This is a genomic window from Arthrobacter sp. PAMC25564 (assembly GCF_004798705.1).
Lineage (GTDB): Bacteria > Actinomycetota > Actinomycetes > Actinomycetales > Micrococcaceae > Arthrobacter.
Genome location: NZ_CP039290.1, coordinates 1,231,131 through 1,246,458, shown reverse-complemented (window position 1 = coordinate 1,246,458; position 15,328 = coordinate 1,231,131). Strand labels below are relative to the sequence as shown.

General features: G+C 69.3%; 14 protein-coding genes. 4 read left to right on the top strand and 10 right to left on the bottom strand.

Annotated features, from left to right (window positions below):
* Positions 1-8 precede the first annotated feature (8 nt).
* The 5 genes from E5206_RS05655 to ssd form a co-directional block, all read right to left on the bottom strand.
* Positions 9-293, bottom strand: a complete 285-nt coding sequence (locus tag E5206_RS05655) for a DUF4244 domain-containing protein (protein WP_136321638.1) — start codon at positions 291-293, stop codon at positions 9-11.
* Between the two features lie 232 nt (positions 294-525).
* Positions 526-1,137 carry a type II secretion system F family protein gene (locus tag E5206_RS05650; RefSeq protein WP_240689974.1) on the bottom strand — a complete coding sequence of 204 codons (612 nt, stop codon included), beginning with the start codon at positions 1,135-1,137 and terminating at the stop codon, positions 526-528.
* Positions 1,134-1,997, bottom strand: coding sequence for a hypothetical protein (locus E5206_RS05645; protein WP_136321637.1), 864 nt, complete (start codon positions 1,995-1,997; stop codon positions 1,134-1,136). The genes E5206_RS05650 and E5206_RS05645 overlap by 4 nt, the downstream gene beginning before the upstream one ends.
* Entirely contained in the window at positions 1,994-3,304 is a 1,311-nt protein-coding gene (locus E5206_RS05640) for a TadA family conjugal transfer-associated ATPase (RefSeq protein WP_136321636.1), read from the bottom strand. The genes E5206_RS05645 and E5206_RS05640 overlap by 4 nt, the downstream gene beginning before the upstream one ends.
* Entirely contained in the window at positions 3,304-4,290 is a 987-nt protein-coding gene (ssd, locus tag E5206_RS05635) for a septum site-determining protein Ssd (RefSeq protein ID WP_240689972.1), read from the bottom strand. Before ssd ends, E5206_RS05640 begins: the two co-directional genes overlap by 1 nt.
* 289 nt (positions 4,291-4,579) lie before the next feature.
* On the opposite strand from ssd, the gene E5206_RS05630 reads away from it, so the two are divergent.
* Entirely contained in the window at positions 4,580-6,304 is a 1,725-nt protein-coding gene (locus tag E5206_RS05630; RefSeq protein WP_136321634.1) for a bifunctional 3'-5' exonuclease/DNA polymerase, read from the top strand.
* A 140-nt stretch (positions 6,305-6,444) separates the two neighbouring features.
* Entirely contained in the window at positions 6,445-6,705 is a 261-nt protein-coding gene (locus tag E5206_RS05625) for a YegP family protein (protein ID WP_136321633.1), read from the top strand.
* A 6-nt stretch (positions 6,706-6,711) separates the two neighbouring features.
* On the opposite strand, the gene E5206_RS05620 is transcribed toward E5206_RS05625, so the two are convergent.
* From E5206_RS05620 to E5206_RS05610, 3 genes are all read right to left on the bottom strand, one after another.
* Positions 6,712-7,392, bottom strand: a complete 681-nt coding sequence (locus E5206_RS05620; protein ID WP_136321632.1) for a CoA pyrophosphatase — start codon at positions 7,390-7,392, stop codon at positions 6,712-6,714.
* A complete protein-coding gene (gene nth, locus E5206_RS05615; protein WP_136323978.1) occupies positions 7,389-8,159 on the bottom strand; it encodes an endonuclease III in 771 nt (256 codons plus the stop codon). Before nth ends, E5206_RS05620 begins: the two co-directional genes overlap by 4 nt.
* A 127-nt stretch (positions 8,160-8,286) precedes the next feature.
* The gene (locus E5206_RS05610) at positions 8,287-9,675 is read right to left on the bottom strand and encodes a hypothetical protein (RefSeq protein ID WP_136321631.1); all 1,389 of its coding nucleotides are present in this window, start codon (positions 9,673-9,675) and stop codon (positions 8,287-8,289) included.
* A 480-nt stretch (positions 9,676-10,155) separates the two neighbouring features.
* Here E5206_RS05610 and acs point away from each other — a divergent pair, with 480 nt between their 5' ends.
* On the top strand, positions 10,156-12,201 hold the full coding sequence (gene acs, locus E5206_RS05605; protein WP_136321630.1) for an acetate--CoA ligase: 2,046 nt from the start codon (positions 10,156-10,158) through the stop codon (positions 12,199-12,201).
* Positions 12,202-12,328: 127 nt separating this feature from the next.
* Here the strand turns inward: acs and E5206_RS05600 are convergent, their stop codons facing one another.
* Positions 12,329-13,306 carry an SMP-30/gluconolactonase/LRE family protein gene (locus tag E5206_RS05600; protein ID WP_136321629.1) on the bottom strand — a complete coding sequence of 326 codons (978 nt, stop codon included), beginning with the start codon at positions 13,304-13,306 and terminating at the stop codon, positions 12,329-12,331.
* Between the two features lie 162 nt (positions 13,307-13,468).
* Here E5206_RS05600 and aroQ point away from each other — a divergent pair, with 162 nt between their 5' ends.
* Positions 13,469-13,927, top strand: coding sequence for a type II 3-dehydroquinate dehydratase (aroQ, locus tag E5206_RS05595; protein WP_136321628.1), 459 nt, complete (start codon positions 13,469-13,471; stop codon positions 13,925-13,927).
* 63 nt (positions 13,928-13,990) lie between these two features.
* Here the strand turns inward: aroQ and E5206_RS05590 are convergent, their stop codons facing one another.
* Positions 13,991-15,175: a MarP family serine protease gene (locus E5206_RS05590; RefSeq protein WP_136321627.1), complete on the bottom strand. Its 1,185-nt coding sequence runs from the start codon at positions 15,173-15,175 to the stop codon at positions 13,991-13,993.
* Between the last annotated feature and the right edge of the window lie 153 nt (positions 15,176-15,328).

Genomic DNA, 15,328 nt, shown 5'->3' with positions numbered 1-15,328 from the left:
CCCGCACCTCACGGCAATGCCAGCGCCGCGCGGATGAGGTTCAGCAGGAATCCGCGGACCTCGTCACTGCGCAGGATGAATACGAGGATTCCGGCGAAGCCGACGGCGGCCAGCGTAGCTATCGCGTACTCTGCGGTCGCCATCCCCGTCTCGGAACCATGGCGTCTTTTCCGGCTGAGGGGCTGGATGGGGCCGGCAGCGGAAGCGCCGGGATAGATTTCGCGGACCTCCGCGGATCCGGAGAATTCCGGCGCCACGCGGGCTTTGCCGGATACGTCCTGATCGATTGACATGTGCTTTCCTTTCACGATGATCCGGCGGAATTGCCGGCTGCTTTGACTCTCCCGGTTCCCGCAGGGGGAGGTAAGCACTCAAAGCGGCCAAGTGGATAACGCCTTGTCCCGCAAGGGTGTGGAGGAGCACTCAAACATCGTCATCGCCGCGACGCGGGAGGGCCGGCTGAGGGTGGTCCGGTCCCGGCAGGGCCCCGCATGAGCCCGCTGCGCCACCCCCGGGCCGGCATGATCAGGCCGGCAGCATGGCCAGCAGCACCGGAACGACGCCAAGGCATACGAAGGCTGGCAAGGAACAGAGGCCCAAGGGGATCACCAGCTTCACGCCCAGGGCTGCGGCCCGTTTCTCGGCGGTCCTGAACCGCGCGCGCCGCATGCGTGCTGCCTGCGCGTACAGGATGGCCGCGGACGGCGCCCCGGTCAGGGCGGCGAACCCGAGGGCATCCCGCAGGGCACAGAGTTCCGGCGACCGGACTTCGGAACTGCGCCAGGCCGTGTCCCAGTCGGCGCCGATGGCAAGCGCTGACACAACGGGCCTCAACGGACGGCTGAGCTCGGGCGAGGCGAGCGTAGCAACCAACTCCAAGGATCGGCCGAGCCCGGCTCCGGCATCGAGCATTGCTCCGATCAGTTCCAGCATCATGGCAGTGTCCCGAAGACCGCCTTGATCTGTCCTCCGGTCCCCCTCGGCCTCTGCCCCGGAGAGCCGGCGCTCCGCCCCCTCCTGCCGGCCCGGGCTTCGGCGCCTGAGCCACCGTCCTATCCTGCCGCCATCGGCGAGCGCCAGAACGGCTGCGCCGGCCAGGCAAACCGCGACCACCACGCTGGTCAGCACTCCGTTCACGGCGGCCCTGCCGCCGCCCGGACAAGCCTGGCTGACCAGATCCGCCCGACCATGGTGAGGGCACTGCCCGTGGCGAGCGCCGCCATCCCGAACGGGGTCCCGAGCAGGATCCTGACCGGGTCCACGCCCAGTATCATGCCCAGTCCGAGTCCCAGCAAAGGCAGCCAGCCCAGCAGCCGGACCGTTGCCCTCGGACCGGCCAGTGCCGTCTGGCGGGCGGCTTCGGAGTCATCCTCCGCTTCGAGTTGCGCGGCGAACCGCGTCAGCACGTCCGCCAGCGGGCAGCCGCTGGCCTCCGCGATGTCGAAGCACGCGGCGAGTTCGCCCCATACCCTCTGCTCCCGGCCCACCGCCGGGTTGGCCGCGCGGCCGATCGCGCTGGCGGCCCTTCCGGCGCCGCTGGCACTCCCAGCGAGGAACGCGCCCGCCGCAGTACTGCGGATGGCTGCCGCCACAGGCGACCCGCGCAGCGCTGCCGCCCGGGCCGCCGCCAGCATGGCCCCGGATACCGGGGCCAGCTGGGGCCCCCGGCCCTGGCCCCACCGTCCGTCCGGCGAGGTGCTCCCGGCATAGAGCAGCCAAAGTTCATCCCACAGCCGGGCGGGCGCACGGCCCCCCGTTAGCAGCGCCGCCAGTTGCTGGACCACCACGGTCATCGGGACGTACGCGGCTTCTCCTCGCGCAGGTCCGGGCAGGATTCTGCCGAGTAGGGCCCGGCCAGGGAACGGTCCTGCCGGAGCCTGGCTTGCCCCCACCACAGTCCCGGGGAGCACCGTCCGCCTGCGGTGTGCCGGGGAATCCGGCGGCGCGAACACCAGCCATGAAGCGATCGCCAGCACGCCGAGCAGGATGGGACTCATTGCGGGATCCTGCCGGCCGCGGGGCTGCCCTCTCCGAATGGAAATAAAGTCCCGGGAGGAAGAGACGGGCCGGGAGCGTCGGAGCGATCCAGGCCGAGGCGGGCGGCCAGTTGCGGCCAGGCGGGCCCGGGGCTCACGTGGTCCTCAACGACGTCCAGTGCGACGCTGACGGCGAGGCCTGTGTGGTCTTCTTCCATCACGCCGATGCAGGCCACCCGTCGCCCGTGCCGGGACCGTGCCACGTGGACGACCGCGTCGATGGCACTGGCCACCTGCAGGCGCACGGCGTCCTGGCCCATCCCAGCGAGGGACCCCAGGGCCGTCAACCGTGCCGGTACCGCCGCCGCGGTGTTGGCATGGATTGTTCCTCCGCCACCGGTGTGGCCCGTGTTCATGGCGGTCAGCAGTTCCCGGACCTCCCCTCCCCGGCATTCGCCCACAATGAGACGGTCCGGGCGCATCCTCAGGGACTGGCGGACGAGTTCTGCCAGGTCTACGGCGCCGCCTCCCTCGAGGTTGCCGTGCCGGGATTCCAGCGAGACGACGTGCGGATGGACGGGGTTTAGCTCCGAGGCGTCTTCAATCAGGACGAGCCTTTCTCCCGGATGGCACAGGCCCAGAAGTGTGGCGAGCAGGGTCGTCTTCCCCGAGCCGGTGGCACCGCTGATCAGGAAACTCAACCGGCGCTCCACCAGCCGTTCCAAGACCTCCTGGACCAAGCTGCCGAACATGCCGTTCTCCCGCAGCTCGGCCATCGTGAAGACGGTTTCATGCCGGATCCTCACGCTCAGGAGAGTCCCGGCCGTTGAAATCGGGGGCAGCACCGCGTGGACCCGGTAGCCGCCGTCGAGCCGGACATCCACGCACGGTGAGCTGTCATCAAGCCGGCGGCCGCCGGCTGCCACCAACCGCGCCGCGAGGGCACGGATCTGCGCCTCGCCGGAGAAGACGACTGGCGTCTTTTCCAGCCCGTTGCCGCGGTCCAGCCAGACCGAATCCGGCCCGTTGACGAAGATATCCGTCACGGACGGATCCCGGGCGAGCGTCTGCAGCGGGCCTAGTCCGTTCAGCTCTGCACTGATGCTTTCGACGGCGGCCAGCGCACCGGCGGTGCCGAGCAGCTTCCCGGTGGCCTGAACGGCGGCGGCAACCCGGGAGGGCGTCACCGGCCCGGCATCAGCCATGATGCTCTCGCGCACCGATTCCAGCAGACGCTGGTCCACGACGCTGCGCCCGGCCCGGTTCCCCGGACCGAGCGGGCTTCTCCGGCCCAGCACCGGTGGCCCCGCGGCCGAGTGGGCGCTCATCAGCGGTCTTTCCTGCTCAGGTCCAGGACTTCGGCGGCGAACCGGCGGACGTTGCGTTGCCGGCCGGTTTCCAGGAGGCGCCCGTTTTCCGTCGCAACGGTGACACCTCTGATCTCCGGCATGATCCCTTGCAAGGGCAGCCCTATCGATTCCGCGATGAGGGATCCGTCCAATCCGGCTCCGGTTTTTCCCCGGATCACCAAGGCGGTTTCCACCGGGGGGAGCTCGTGCAGCAGCCGGGCCGAGGCCACGGCCGCGCGCAGCTGGGCGGGCGCAACGACGGCGATCCTGTCACAGTCCCAGGCAAAGGTCCGCAAGGGCTCGCGTCCCCGTCCGATGTCCAGCACCACCAGCTCGTAGCCGCGCCGGGCTGCATCGAGAACCCCGGCCACGGCCGCCGCATCCACGGCCGCCGGCCGGTCCCGGCTGCCGGGCCAGGACAGGAAGGAGAATCCGCCGGCCACCGGCAGGGCATCGAGGAGCTGGCCCGGGTCGATGCTGCCGCTCGCTTCGGCGAGGTCGGGCCAGCGCAGTCCCGGTGCATCCTCCGCGGCGAGGGCCAGTTCCAGCCCGCCGCCCCAGGGATCGCCGTCCACCAGGAGGACCCGCGCGCCAAGCCGCGCCGCGGCCTGGGCAATCCACGCGGAAGCCGTGCTGGCGCCCGCGCCGCCACATCCACCGGTGATGCCGAGCACGAGTCCCCCGGCCTCCGGCGCGCGGGAGCGGTTCAGGTATTCGGCAAGCCATGACGCGGCATCGGGCAGCACGGCCACCCGCTCCGCTCCGATGGCCGCAGCGAGGTGCCAGAGGCTGTCCCCGTCACCGTCCAGGCCGACCAATACCGCCGGCGCCCGTCTCCGGGGTGGCAGCTCGCGGATGTCGCTGCCGAGCAGTACGACTGCGGCCGCGTCCCAGAAGGGTGCGGCCTCCACAATGTCCGGCACGGTCCGGAGCTGGCCCCCGGCCGCCGCGACGATGCGCTCCACTTCCCCACGGACAAGCTCGGACCCGGTGACCAGCAGCGTCTCCGGCGACTCATCGGGAACCCACGGCCCCGCTGCCCGCGGAGAATCTGCCCGCCGAGCATCTGACCGCGCAGAATCTGACCGCGCAGGATCTGACCGCGGACTGGATCGCTGATGCCTGCTCATGGTGTCACTGTGCCCGACACCGGGACGCGCCGTAACGTCCGGCCTGCGCTATGTGGACAAGCCGCGGGCAATCAGTGGACAAGCCGCGGGCAACCCGCCCCGCCAGGCAGGGCAGAATTGAGCTATGTATCTGCTGCTCGCCGCCCATGCCGACGGGGCAGCCCTCCAGGAGCTCACCGCGGCCGGCGCCCCGGGCCCGGCCGGCCCGGAACCGCGCGTGATCAGCGCCGCCGAGCTGCCCGGCGTCGTCCTCGATCTCGAGAAGCGGCGTCCGCGCTGGATCTGGCACCGCACCCAGGACTGGTACCCGGCCCTGCTGGCTGCCGGGGTGGAGCTGGAACGCTGTTACGACCTCACGCTGTGCGGCGCCATCCTGGCGCACTCGGAGTTCACCGCCCATACCGCGTATGCCCTCAGTGCGGAAAAGCTGACACAGGACGATGACATCGTGCAGCCGCCGCGGGCCCTGCAGCCGCCTCCCCCGCCGGCTGAGCAGGGCGCGCTGTTTGACGATCCCGGCCTGCGGCGGGCGCCGCGGCATTCGCCCGAGGACCTCCGCGCCGAATATGCCGCCCAGCAGGAAGCGCTCAGCCAAGCGGGAGGGCCCGGCGTCGGACGCGACAGCGACAACCGAAGGCAGCGCCTCCAACTGCTGCTCGCCGCCGAATCCGCGGGCGCCATGATCGCCGCGGAAATGCAGCACACCGGAGTCCCCTGGCGCGAGGAACTGCATGAGCAGATCCTGGCCGGCTTCCTCGGCCCGCGCCCGTCACCGGGGCACCGGCCGGCAAAACTTGAGGCCCTCACCGCCGAGCTGCGGCAGCTGCTGAATTCCCCCGCACTGAACCCGGACTCCCCACAGGAGCTCATGCGTGCCCTGCACCGGAACGGCATCGAGGTGAAGACCACCCGGCAGTGGGAGCTGAAGGAATCCGCCCACCCGGCGATAGAGCCGCTGCTGGCCTTCAAGAAGCTCTCCCGGCTGCACACCGCCAACGGCTGGACCTGGCTTGACGCCTGGGTGAAGAACGGCCGCTTCCAGCCCGAATATGTGGTGGGCGGCGTGGTCTCCGGCCGCTGGGCCTCGCGCGGCGGCGGGGCGCTGCAGATCCCACGCCAGATCCGCGGCGCGGTGCATGCCGATCCCGGCCACAAGCTGATCGTCGCCGACGCCTCGCAGCTTGAGCCGCGGGTGCTGGTGGCGCTAGCCCAGGACACCCGGATGGCCGACGCCGCACGGGACAAGGACCTCTACGCGGGGATCGCAGCGCAGGGATTCGGCGGCGACCGGGCCAAGGCAAAGGTGGCGCTGCTCGGCGCGATCTACGGCGCCACGACGGGCGAGTCCGGGCGACTGATGCCCCAACTGGCCCGCACGTATCCCCGCGCCGTCGGATTTGTCGAGCAGGCGGCCCGCGAGGGCGAGGCAGGCAGGACCGTCACGTCGCGCCTCGGCCGCAGCAGCCCGCCGCCGTCGGACCGCTGGCTGCAAAGCCAGCAATCCACGACAGCCGAGGAACAGCGCCGGGCGGATTCCCTCGCCCGCTCGCGCGGCAGGTTCACCCGGAACTTCGTCGTGCAGGGTTCGGCGGCCGACTGGGCGGCCTGCTGGCTGGCGGAACTACGACGCCGGCTGCGCACCCTGCGGGCGGACGGCGCCCCAGCCGGGGAACTCGTCTTCTTCCTGCACGATGAGGTGATGGTCCACTGCCCTGATGCGGCCGTCCCGGACTGCGTCCGGGCCATCGAGGAGGCCGCGAATGCTGCCAAGGAGCTGCTGTTCGGCAGGATTCCGGTGGAATTCCCGGTGAGCGTCGCCGTCGTGGACTCCTATGACAAGGCCAAATAGGAGCCTTTCTGAAACTCCGGGTAACGTACCCGCCGGTACGTTTTGCCCTGTCGGTTCCCCCCGCTAGGGTTGGACAGGCCGGTGATCAACAACACACCACCGGCCAATGCAATGAGGCATGGATATTGGGGAGGCACAGTTTGGCTGGAGTTTTTGAGATCGCCGAAGCTGGAGAAGAGGCGTACTTCTTCAAGCTGACGGCAGCGGATGGAACGGTACTTGCCGTTTCACCATTGTTTAGCACCATCAAGGGCGCAGCTGCGGGCATCCACGCCGTACGCGAGAACGCCGCGACCGGCCTGGTCGTGGACCACTCCCGCCGCGGGAGCCGTCCTTCCACCAGCGCGCCGACGGCGCGGCCGCACATTCCCCGGGCCGCCAAACAGCTGACATCCGGCTAGCCGTCCTCAGACCTCGAGCACGTGGCGGCGGGTGCGGTCCCAGGGAACTGCCCAGCCCAGCTGGTCAAAGAGCTGGCTGAGGATCATCCCGGTAAAGCCCCACACCACCAGCCCGTTCACGGTGAAGGCGGGGCTTTCGAAAGTCTCTCCGGCGCGGCTTACGGTAGCCGTGACCCGGTTGTCCGGGTCCAGCAGGTCCCGGACCGGGACCCGGAAGACCTGGGCGGATTCGCCGTAGTCCACGACTCGGACCGGTGACTGGGCGGCCCACCAGGCCAGGACGGGCTTGACCAGGAAGTTGCCGCGCGGCAGCGCCAGTTCCGGCATGATGCCGAGGACCTCGACGCCGGCGGGATTCAGCCCGGTTTCCTCTTCCCCCTCGCGCAGCGCTGCTTCGATGACGGATTCACCCGGGTCGATCCCTCCGCCGGGGAATGCAACCAGTCCGGGGTGGTCATCCAGGGTCTGCGCGCGCTGCAGCAGGAGAACGTCCAGATCGGCCGGCGCCAGCAGCTTGACGGAGGCGGCCGGAACGTTGTCGAGCGCCCCGAAGAGCATCAGAATGGCTGCCCTGCGGATGCGTTCGCCGGGCGCGACGTCGAGCTCGCGCCAGCGCGGATCCGGTGCGGGCGCCGTACCCGCTTCCATGGCGGCCACGAGGTCAATCAGGTCCTGGCGTGCAGTCATCGGTGCTTCCTCTGCGATTCCATCCGGATTTCGGCGGCCCGGTGCGTTTCAGCCAGCAATTGCGCCAGCAGCGCCTCCTGTCCCGGGGCCAGCTCATACTTCAGCAGTTTCTTCGCCTTCTCCGGGTCCGTCTCGCCGGCACCATAACTCGGGCACCAGTTGGCCACCGCGCAGGCCCCGCAGGCCGGCTTGCGCGAATGGCAGACCCGGCGTCCGTGGAACACGACGCGGTGCGAGAGCATGGTCCAGTCTTTCGGTGCGAACAATTCGGCGACGTCGGCCTCGATGCGCACCGGATCGTCCGAACCGGTCCACCCGAAGCGCCTGGCCAGCCGGCCGAAGTGGGTGTCCACCGTGATGCCGGGGATGCCAAAGGCATTTCCCAACACAACGTTGGCGGTCTTCCGTCCGACGCCGGGCAGGGTCACCAGGTCTTCCAGCCGTCCCGGCACCTCGCCGTCGTACTCGTCCACGAGCCGGTTGCACAGCGCCATCAGGTTCCTGGCCTTGGCGCGGAAGAACCCGGTGGGTTTGATGATCGCTTCCAGCTCGGCCGGGTCTGCCTCGGCCATGCTCCGCGCGTCCGGATAGCGGGCGAACAGCAAGGGCGTGATCTGGTTGACCAGCACATCCGTGGTCTGGGCCGAGAGCACGGTGGCCACCACCAGTTCGAACGGGCTGCGGAAATCCAGCTCCGCATGAGCGTACGGATACTGTTCGGCGAGCGCCTTGTTGATCCTGCGGGCACGGCGCTTGAGCCCCAGCAACGACTCCCCCGATGCCCGGACCGTGACAGGCTTCCGGGCGGCGGGCTTCCGGGTAACAGGCTTCCGGGCGGCGGGGTTGACGATGCCGGATTCAGGGGTGCCGGGCTGGGTGGCCACCGGGGTCAGGCTAACCGCGTTCGATGCTGCTGAGGTCGCGCAGCACGCCCACGCGGCCGTCGGTGTGCTGGACCAGGAATTCGTGGCCACGGTCCTCAAGCGCAAGCACCCAGCCGCCGGGCTCAATGACGAAAGCCGGTACGCCGGTGTGCTCGTCGACGGCTGTGCGGGGCTGGGCCACGGCGAACCAGAAGGCCTCGTGGACCGGCTGGACCTCGTCGGCCACGGGCCGGCTCGCCGGGTCGACGGTGGCGCCGATCGGCTCCTGCAAGCGCACCTGCGGGTTGACGGTCGTGGGAGCGTAGCTGCCGGAACCGGACGGAAGATCCGCAGCACGGGTTTCTTCAACCGCGGAAGGCACCGCTGGCGCTTCCGGTGCTGAAGTGGCGCCGGCTGCGGAAGCAGAAGGCACCTCGACGCCGGCAGCCAGGGTCGGCGCTTCGGCGGACGGGGTGCCGGACGGGACCGTCGACGGCGTCGCGGACGGCTCGGCAGCAAGGGTCGGCTCGACAGGAGCATGCGCGGCAGCAGCAAGCGGGGTGGCAGACGCAGCGCCCGTTACGACGTCGGAAGCATGGGTTTCCGGCGCACTGGAGGCCGGCACGGAAGTCTGTTCTTCGCCCGCTGCCGCAGCCGGGACTGCCGCAGCCGGGACCGCGCCACTGGGCGCGCTGCCGTTGGACCCGTATCCGCGCGGGGCCGCTCCGGGGGCAGCCGCCGGGCTGCCCGGCTTGAGCCGCTTGGCCCAGCCCGCAATCGGGCTCGATGCCGCGTCCTTGGGCCCGGCTTCCGTGCCGGCCGCCGGAGCCTTGGGTGCTCGAGGTTTGCGGACCGGCACGGCAGCCTCACGCGCCACCACATGGGCCGGGGTTTCCCCGCGGCCCAGGAAATCGCCGGCGAAGTACGGAATCAGGCGAGCCAGCACGGTGGCGGCGAAGAGTCCCAATGCGCCGACGAGTGCCACCAGCATGCTCGGCGCGAACGCACCGGCGACTGCCAGGAAGAAGAAGGCGAGGGAGAAGGCAGCCACCACGGAAGCGAACTGGTCCACGGACAGCGAACCGATCCGGATCCTTGTTCCCGGGCTGACCCGGCGCGCCACGAAAAGCGCGGAAACGATCAGTGGCAGCACGATCCCCAGGCCCAGGAAGAAGAGGCTGCCCAGGTTCCACAGGTTGTAACGGACGCCAAACATCGGAATCAGCGAGGCAACAAAAAGAATCAGCGTGGAGCCGAACACGGTGAGGTCGCGGATCGTGAAGGGTCCCAGAACGGCCTCGTTCTTCTTGCCGGACTGCCGGTCCACCGTGAAACGCGGCTCTTCGCCAAACCCGGCCGGACCGATGTTTCCCTGCTTCTGGACGGGCGGGTGCAGTTGCCCGTTTGCTGGCTGGTTCATTCTGGTTCTCCTTAGCGTGGCGGCGCCCTGGACAGCACCGCCTAACGGCAGGCAGGATCAAGACCGCAAGCGGTCCCGGCGCCTCCATTGGTTGTCACAACTTCATCTCAGCCTAGCCAAGTGCATGGCCGATCACTAGCTGACAAGCCGTGGGCAGACGCGCAAAATACTTGCCGGCACGAGCCGCCGCCGGTCCTCGCAGGGCCGTCCCATGGGCCGCCGGCCCGGACATCCGGCCGGGGCCGCGGCTGTTCCGGGGAGTCCCGCCAGGGCCATACCACTCGGCGCTTAACACACACCGCTCACGGCACCCTTTGTGACGGGGGACACGTCGGACCCGGCCGAGGTATTAGTGTTTAGTGCGGAACAGCTCTTTGCGGTACGTCCGTGATCAGCCGCTGCCCGACGTCGCGCCTGCGGCCCGGCGTGGCGGAGATCCGGGGCCCGCGCAGCACGGATCGATGAATGATGAGGTTCACCATGTCCCAGCAGACACCCGGCTCTACGGCCACGCAGCCGTCCGGCACCCAGCCCACCGACCCGCAGCATCAGGGCGACGCCTTTGAAAACCTCTCCCAGGAGGACCGCAAGTTCGCCCCCTCGGCAGAGTTTGCCGCCAACGCCGTGGTCACTGCCGCAGATTACGCCGAGGCCGACGCCGACCGGCCCGCGTTCTGGGCGAAGCAGGCCCGCGGGCTGCTGACCTGGAGCAAGGACTTCGACCAGGCCCTGGACTGGTCCAAGCCGCCGTTCGCCAAATGGTTCGTCGGGGGCGAGATCAACGCGTCCTACAACGCCCTGGACCGGCACGTTGAGGCCGGCAACGGTGACCGGGTCGCCATCTATTTCGAGGGCGAACCGGGCGACACCCGCACCTACACCTACGCGCAGCTCACCGAAGAGGTCAAGAAGGCCGCCAACGCCTTCGAATCCCTCGGCGTGGCCAAGGGCGACCGGGTCGCCGTCTACCTCCCCATGATTCCCGAGGCCGTCATCACCCTGCTGGCCTGCGCCCGGATCGGCGCCATCCACTCGGTGGTCTTCGGCGGCTTCTCCGCCGAGGCGCTCCGGTCCCGGATCGACGACGCCGAAGCCAAGCTCGTGGTCACCGCCGACGGCACCTACCGCCGCGGCAAGCCCAGCTCGCTCAAACACGCCGTCGACGAGGCCCTGGCCCACGACGGGCACACTGTCCAGAACGTCGTGGTGGTCAAGCGCAACGGGGCGGAGGTCGACTGGCACGAGGGCCGGGACCACTGGTGGGCCGACACCGTCGGGGCCGCGTCCGCCGAGCACACCGCCGTCGGCCACGACTCCGAGCACCCGCTGTTCATCCTCTACACCTCCGGCACCACGGGCAAGCCCAAGGGCATCCTGCACACCACCGGCGGCTACCTCACCCAGGGCGCCTACACCCACAAGGCCGTCTTCGACCTGCACCCGGAGACGGATGTCTACTGGTGCACGGCCGACGTCGGCTGGATCACCGGGCACTCCTACGTCGCCTACGCGCCGCTGATCAACGGCGCCACCCAGGTCATCTACGAGGGCACCCCGGATTCCCCGCACCAGGGCCGCTGGTGGGAGATCGTGGAGAAGTACAAGGTCTCCATCCTCTACACCGCCCCCACCGCGATCCGGACCTTCATGAAGTGGGGCAAGGAGATCCCGGCCAAATCCGACCTCTCCTCGATCCGGGTCCTGGGCTCCGTGGGCGAACCCATCAACCCGGAAGCATGGATGTGGTACCGGGACGTCATCGGCGCCAACGCCGGCAAGAACGGCGAGAAGAAGGAACACCCGGCACCGATCGTGGACACCTGGTGGCAGACCGAGACCGGCGCGCAGATGATCGCCCCGCTGCCCGGGGTGACCGCCACGAAGCCCGGCTCCGCCCAGGTCCCGCTGCCGGGCATCGCCGTGGACGTCGTGGACGAGGCCGGCGAGTCCGTGCCCAACGGCTCCGGCGGCTACCTCGTGATCCGCGAGCCGTGGCCGGCGATGCTGCGCGGCATCTGGGGCGACCCGGAACGGTTCAAGGAAACCTACTGGTCCCGCTTCGAGACCATGTACTTCGCCGGCGACGGCGCCAAGAAGGACGAGGACGGCGACATCTGGCTGCTGGGCCGGGTCGATGACGTCATGAACATCTCCGGCCACCGGCTCTCCACCGCGGAAATCGAATCGGCCCTCGTCTCCCACCCCGCGGTCGCCGAGGCCGCCGTGGTCGGCGCCGCGGATGCGACCACCGGCCAGGCCATCGTCGCGTTCGTGATCCTCCGCGGGGACGCCGTGGATTCCGGCGACGCCATCGTCCAGGAACTCCGGAACCATGTGGGCAAGGAGATCGGCCCGATCGCCAAACCAAAGACCATCCTCGTGGTCCCGGAACTGCCCAAGACCCGCTCCGGCAAGATCATGCGCCGCCTGCTCAAGGACGTCGCCGAAGGCCGCGAAGTCGGCGACTCCACCACCCTGGCGGACAACACCGTCATGGCCCAGATCGCCCAGTCCCTGAAGAAGTAACTGCTCCCGCAGGTTCGGCCCGCACGGGGTGAACCTGCCGGGTCGACGGCGGCGCTGCCCACTTTGGGGCGGCGCCGCCGCCGTTTGCGGTCCACTGCGGCGTGGACCCCGCCGGGCAGCCCCAGGGTCAGTGCCCCGGGCGGGCGTCAACGAGGACCGCCTCAAACGTCGTGGCGGCGGGGTTCGTGAACTTGGAGTTGACCAGGATGAGGGTGCCACCGAAGAGCGCCGCCGTCGTCGGGACATCGAAGTGCGGGCTCGTGATGACCTCCTGCACCTCGCCGGCGGACAGCCCCCGGTCCAGCCGGATGCGGCTGACCTGGTTGGACACGTTCTGGACCGCCCAGAGGGTGTCTCCCCTGACGATGATGCCGTCGACGTTCGGCACGCCAAGGGCTGCCCCGGCATGGTCGGTGAGGGTGATCGGTGCGCTGGATCCGGTGTCCGGGTCCACGGTGTACAGGGCGCCCCGGACGGTGTGCGCGACGATCAGCGTGTCTCCGTCCCGCACGGCCGCGATCCCGTTGAGGTTGAACCCCTGTTCAAGTTCTCCGGCCGGTCCCTTCAGGGGCAGCATCCGGGCGTCCCCCGGATCACCGTGGCGGTCCACCGGGACAAAATACAGTTCACCGGCCTGCGAGTTGGTGAACCAGGCACCGTCCTCGGTCAGCGTGACATCGTTGATGAAACTTGTGCCGGCCGCGGCCAGCTGGTAGACGGCCACCGTTTCCCTCGTTTCGAGGCTGTAGACGTAGGCCTGCCCGGTGGCGCCTCCGGCCACGAACAGCAGCCCGTTGTCCAGATCGGCCTTCATGCCGAGGGCTGCCCTGCCGCCCGGGGCCTCGATGAACCGTTTGGCGGTGCCTTTGTCGACGTCGCCGCGGTAGATGTCCCCGTTGAGCCGGTCCCCAGCGAAGAACGTGGTGCCTTCTCCCGCGGCGATGCCCTCGGCGCCGGTGGCACCGGGGAGGGTGATCACGGACGGCCCGTCGGTTCCTGCCGGGCCCGCGGCGGCCAAGGGCGCCGGCAGGGAGAATGCCGCCAAGGCGAACAGGGCGACAACTGCCCGACGGATGATCGTTCCTGAAACGTATATGTTGCGCATGATGACGCTCCCAGATCGGGCTTTTCCGCGCGATGGTCCCTCCAGTCTAGGCAGCAGGGCGGGGGCGGGCCAGAGCCGCAGCCTTTCCCACCGCCCGTGCCCGCGGCATTCCCGGTGCGGAGGAGCGCGCGGTCGGGCACGCAACGCGATACATTGGCAGGCATGAGCGAAGCCATCCCCGCCGGCCGCGGCACCGTCCTGGTCCTCAACGGACCCAACCTGAACCTGCTCGGCACCCGTGAACCCGAGAAATACGGCACCGCAACGCTGGCCGACGTCGAACGGCTCGCCCAAGATGCCGGCGCCGCCCACGGGCTGGACGTCGAGTGCTTCCAGTCCAATCATGAGGGCGCCCTCGTCGACGCCATCCATGCCGCCCGCGGCAAGGCGGTCGGCATCGTCATCAACGCCGGAGCCTACACACACACCTCGGTCGCAATCCGGGATGCCATCTCCGCGGTGCAGCTGCCAGCCGTCGAAGTCCACATCACCAATGTCCATGCCCGGGAGGAATTCCGGCACCACTCGTATCTTTCCGACATCAGCAAGGCCGTGATTGCCGGCGCCGGGATCATGGGTTACCGCTTCGCCGTGGAGTACCTCGCGGGTCTGCAGGACTGAACCTGCCGCCCGTGGACCCGCCGCGGCGGCGGCAATGTCCGGGGCAACGGCGGCTCCGGCCGGCTATTTCTTGATGCACTGCCCCGGTGAGACGTCGTTGCTCAGGCCGGCCGCCTGCCCGACGACCGGGCCCAGATCAGTCATGGTGATCGCGAACCCCAGGCCGGACTCGGTCGTGGCCTTGGCAAAGACCACCCCGGCCACCTGGCCGTCGGTGGTCAGCAAGGGCCCGCCGGAGTTGCCCGGCTGGACGTCACCGGCGAGGCGGTAGACGTCTTCGGGTGCGGGGTTGTTGCCGTAAATATCCGGGACCAGCACCGTGGCGATGCCCTGCACCGTGGCCGGCTTGGACTGGAACGGGCCGCCGTGCGGATAGCCGGCGAACGCGGCGGGGCTGCCGGCCGGAAGGCCGGAGCTGAGCGGAACCGGGGCGGCACGCAGCCCGTCCACGGCCAGGACGGCAAGGTCGTGCTGGTTGTCGAAGTACACGATGCGTCCGGGCAGGACGCCCCCGCCGGGAATCTCCACCACCGGTTCCGGCACGCCGGCGACCACGTGGGCGTTGGTCACGACGCGCCCCGGCGACACCACAAAGCCGGTCCCGGTCTGGTTCTGCCCGCACTGGTATGCGGTTCCGGCGATCTTCAGCACCGAGGCGGCGGCCTTGTTCAAGGCGGGGGTATCCGTGCTGGTGTCGGGCACGGCAACGGGCTGGTTCTGGCCGAGGCCGTCCAGCAGGGTCGGGATGCCCTCGCCGATCACGGCGGACCGCAGCTGCGCCATGGATGTCTTCACCGGGGTGGGCGTCATGCCGTCGATGAACCGGATCACCCTGGACTCGGCAATCTGCTGGGACACAAAGGGCACGCCCAGCGCCCCGACGCTAAAGGCCAACATCGACATCACGAGGGCGGACACCACCACGTTCACGCCGCCGCCGACCGCACGGTCTGCCGCCCGGAGCGGGCGGATCCGCACCACACCACGGATTTTCCGCCCGATCATGGTACCGAGCCCGTGGCCCAGAATCATCAGGAGGACGGCTGTGGCCACGATTGCCGTGAGCCGCCAGCCGCTGTCTTTCACCAGGTCGTTGACAATGGGCACGGAGACGAACGCGGCCACGGCGCCCGCCGCGAAGCCGGCGATGCCGCCGAGCGTCACCAGGAAGCCGTTGCGCAGGCCTTGGATCAGGTAGGACAGGAGCGTCAGAACCAACGCCAGGTCCAGGATGGTCAAGCCGAACACCGGTGCTCCTCACAGACAGGTAAGCCCCAATTCTACCGGCGAAGGCTGACAGTTTGCCGACCTCCTGACGCCGCCCGCAGGCTGGCCCGGGTCTCCCTGTGCCGCCGCGTCGGGCGTTTCGGTGCCAACTACGTCACAGGGACGCCAAAATTC

Excerpts from the sequence above, each read along its gene's own strand:
- E5206_RS05655 (WP_136321638.1), bottom strand. The coding sequence starts at position 293 with ATGTCAATCGATCAGGACGTATCCGGCAAAGCCCGCGTGGCGCCGGAA.
- E5206_RS05645 (WP_136321637.1), bottom strand. The coding sequence starts at position 1,997 with ATGAGTCCCATCCTGCTCGGCGTGCTGGCGATCGCTTCATGGCTGGTG.
- E5206_RS05640 (WP_136321636.1), bottom strand. The coding sequence starts at position 3,304 with ATGAGCGCCCACTCGGCCGCGGGGCCACCGGTGCTGGGCCGGAGAAGC.
- E5206_RS05630 (WP_136321634.1), top strand. The coding sequence starts at position 4,580 with ATGTATCTGCTGCTCGCCGCCCATGCCGACGGGGCAGCCCTCCAGGAG.
- E5206_RS05620 (WP_136321632.1), bottom strand. The coding sequence starts at position 7,392 with ATGACTGCACGCCAGGACCTGATTGACCTCGTGGCCGCCATGGAAGCG.
- E5206_RS05610 (WP_136321631.1), bottom strand. The coding sequence starts at position 9,675 with ATGAACCAGCCAGCAAACGGGCAACTGCACCCGCCCGTCCAGAAGCAG.
- acs (WP_136321630.1), top strand. The coding sequence starts at position 10,156 with ATGTCCCAGCAGACACCCGGCTCTACGGCCACGCAGCCGTCCGGCACC.
- E5206_RS05600 (WP_136321629.1), bottom strand. The coding sequence starts at position 13,306 with ATGCGCAACATATACGTTTCAGGAACGATCATCCGTCGGGCAGTTGTC.
- aroQ (WP_136321628.1), top strand. The coding sequence starts at position 13,469 with ATGAGCGAAGCCATCCCCGCCGGCCGCGGCACCGTCCTGGTCCTCAAC.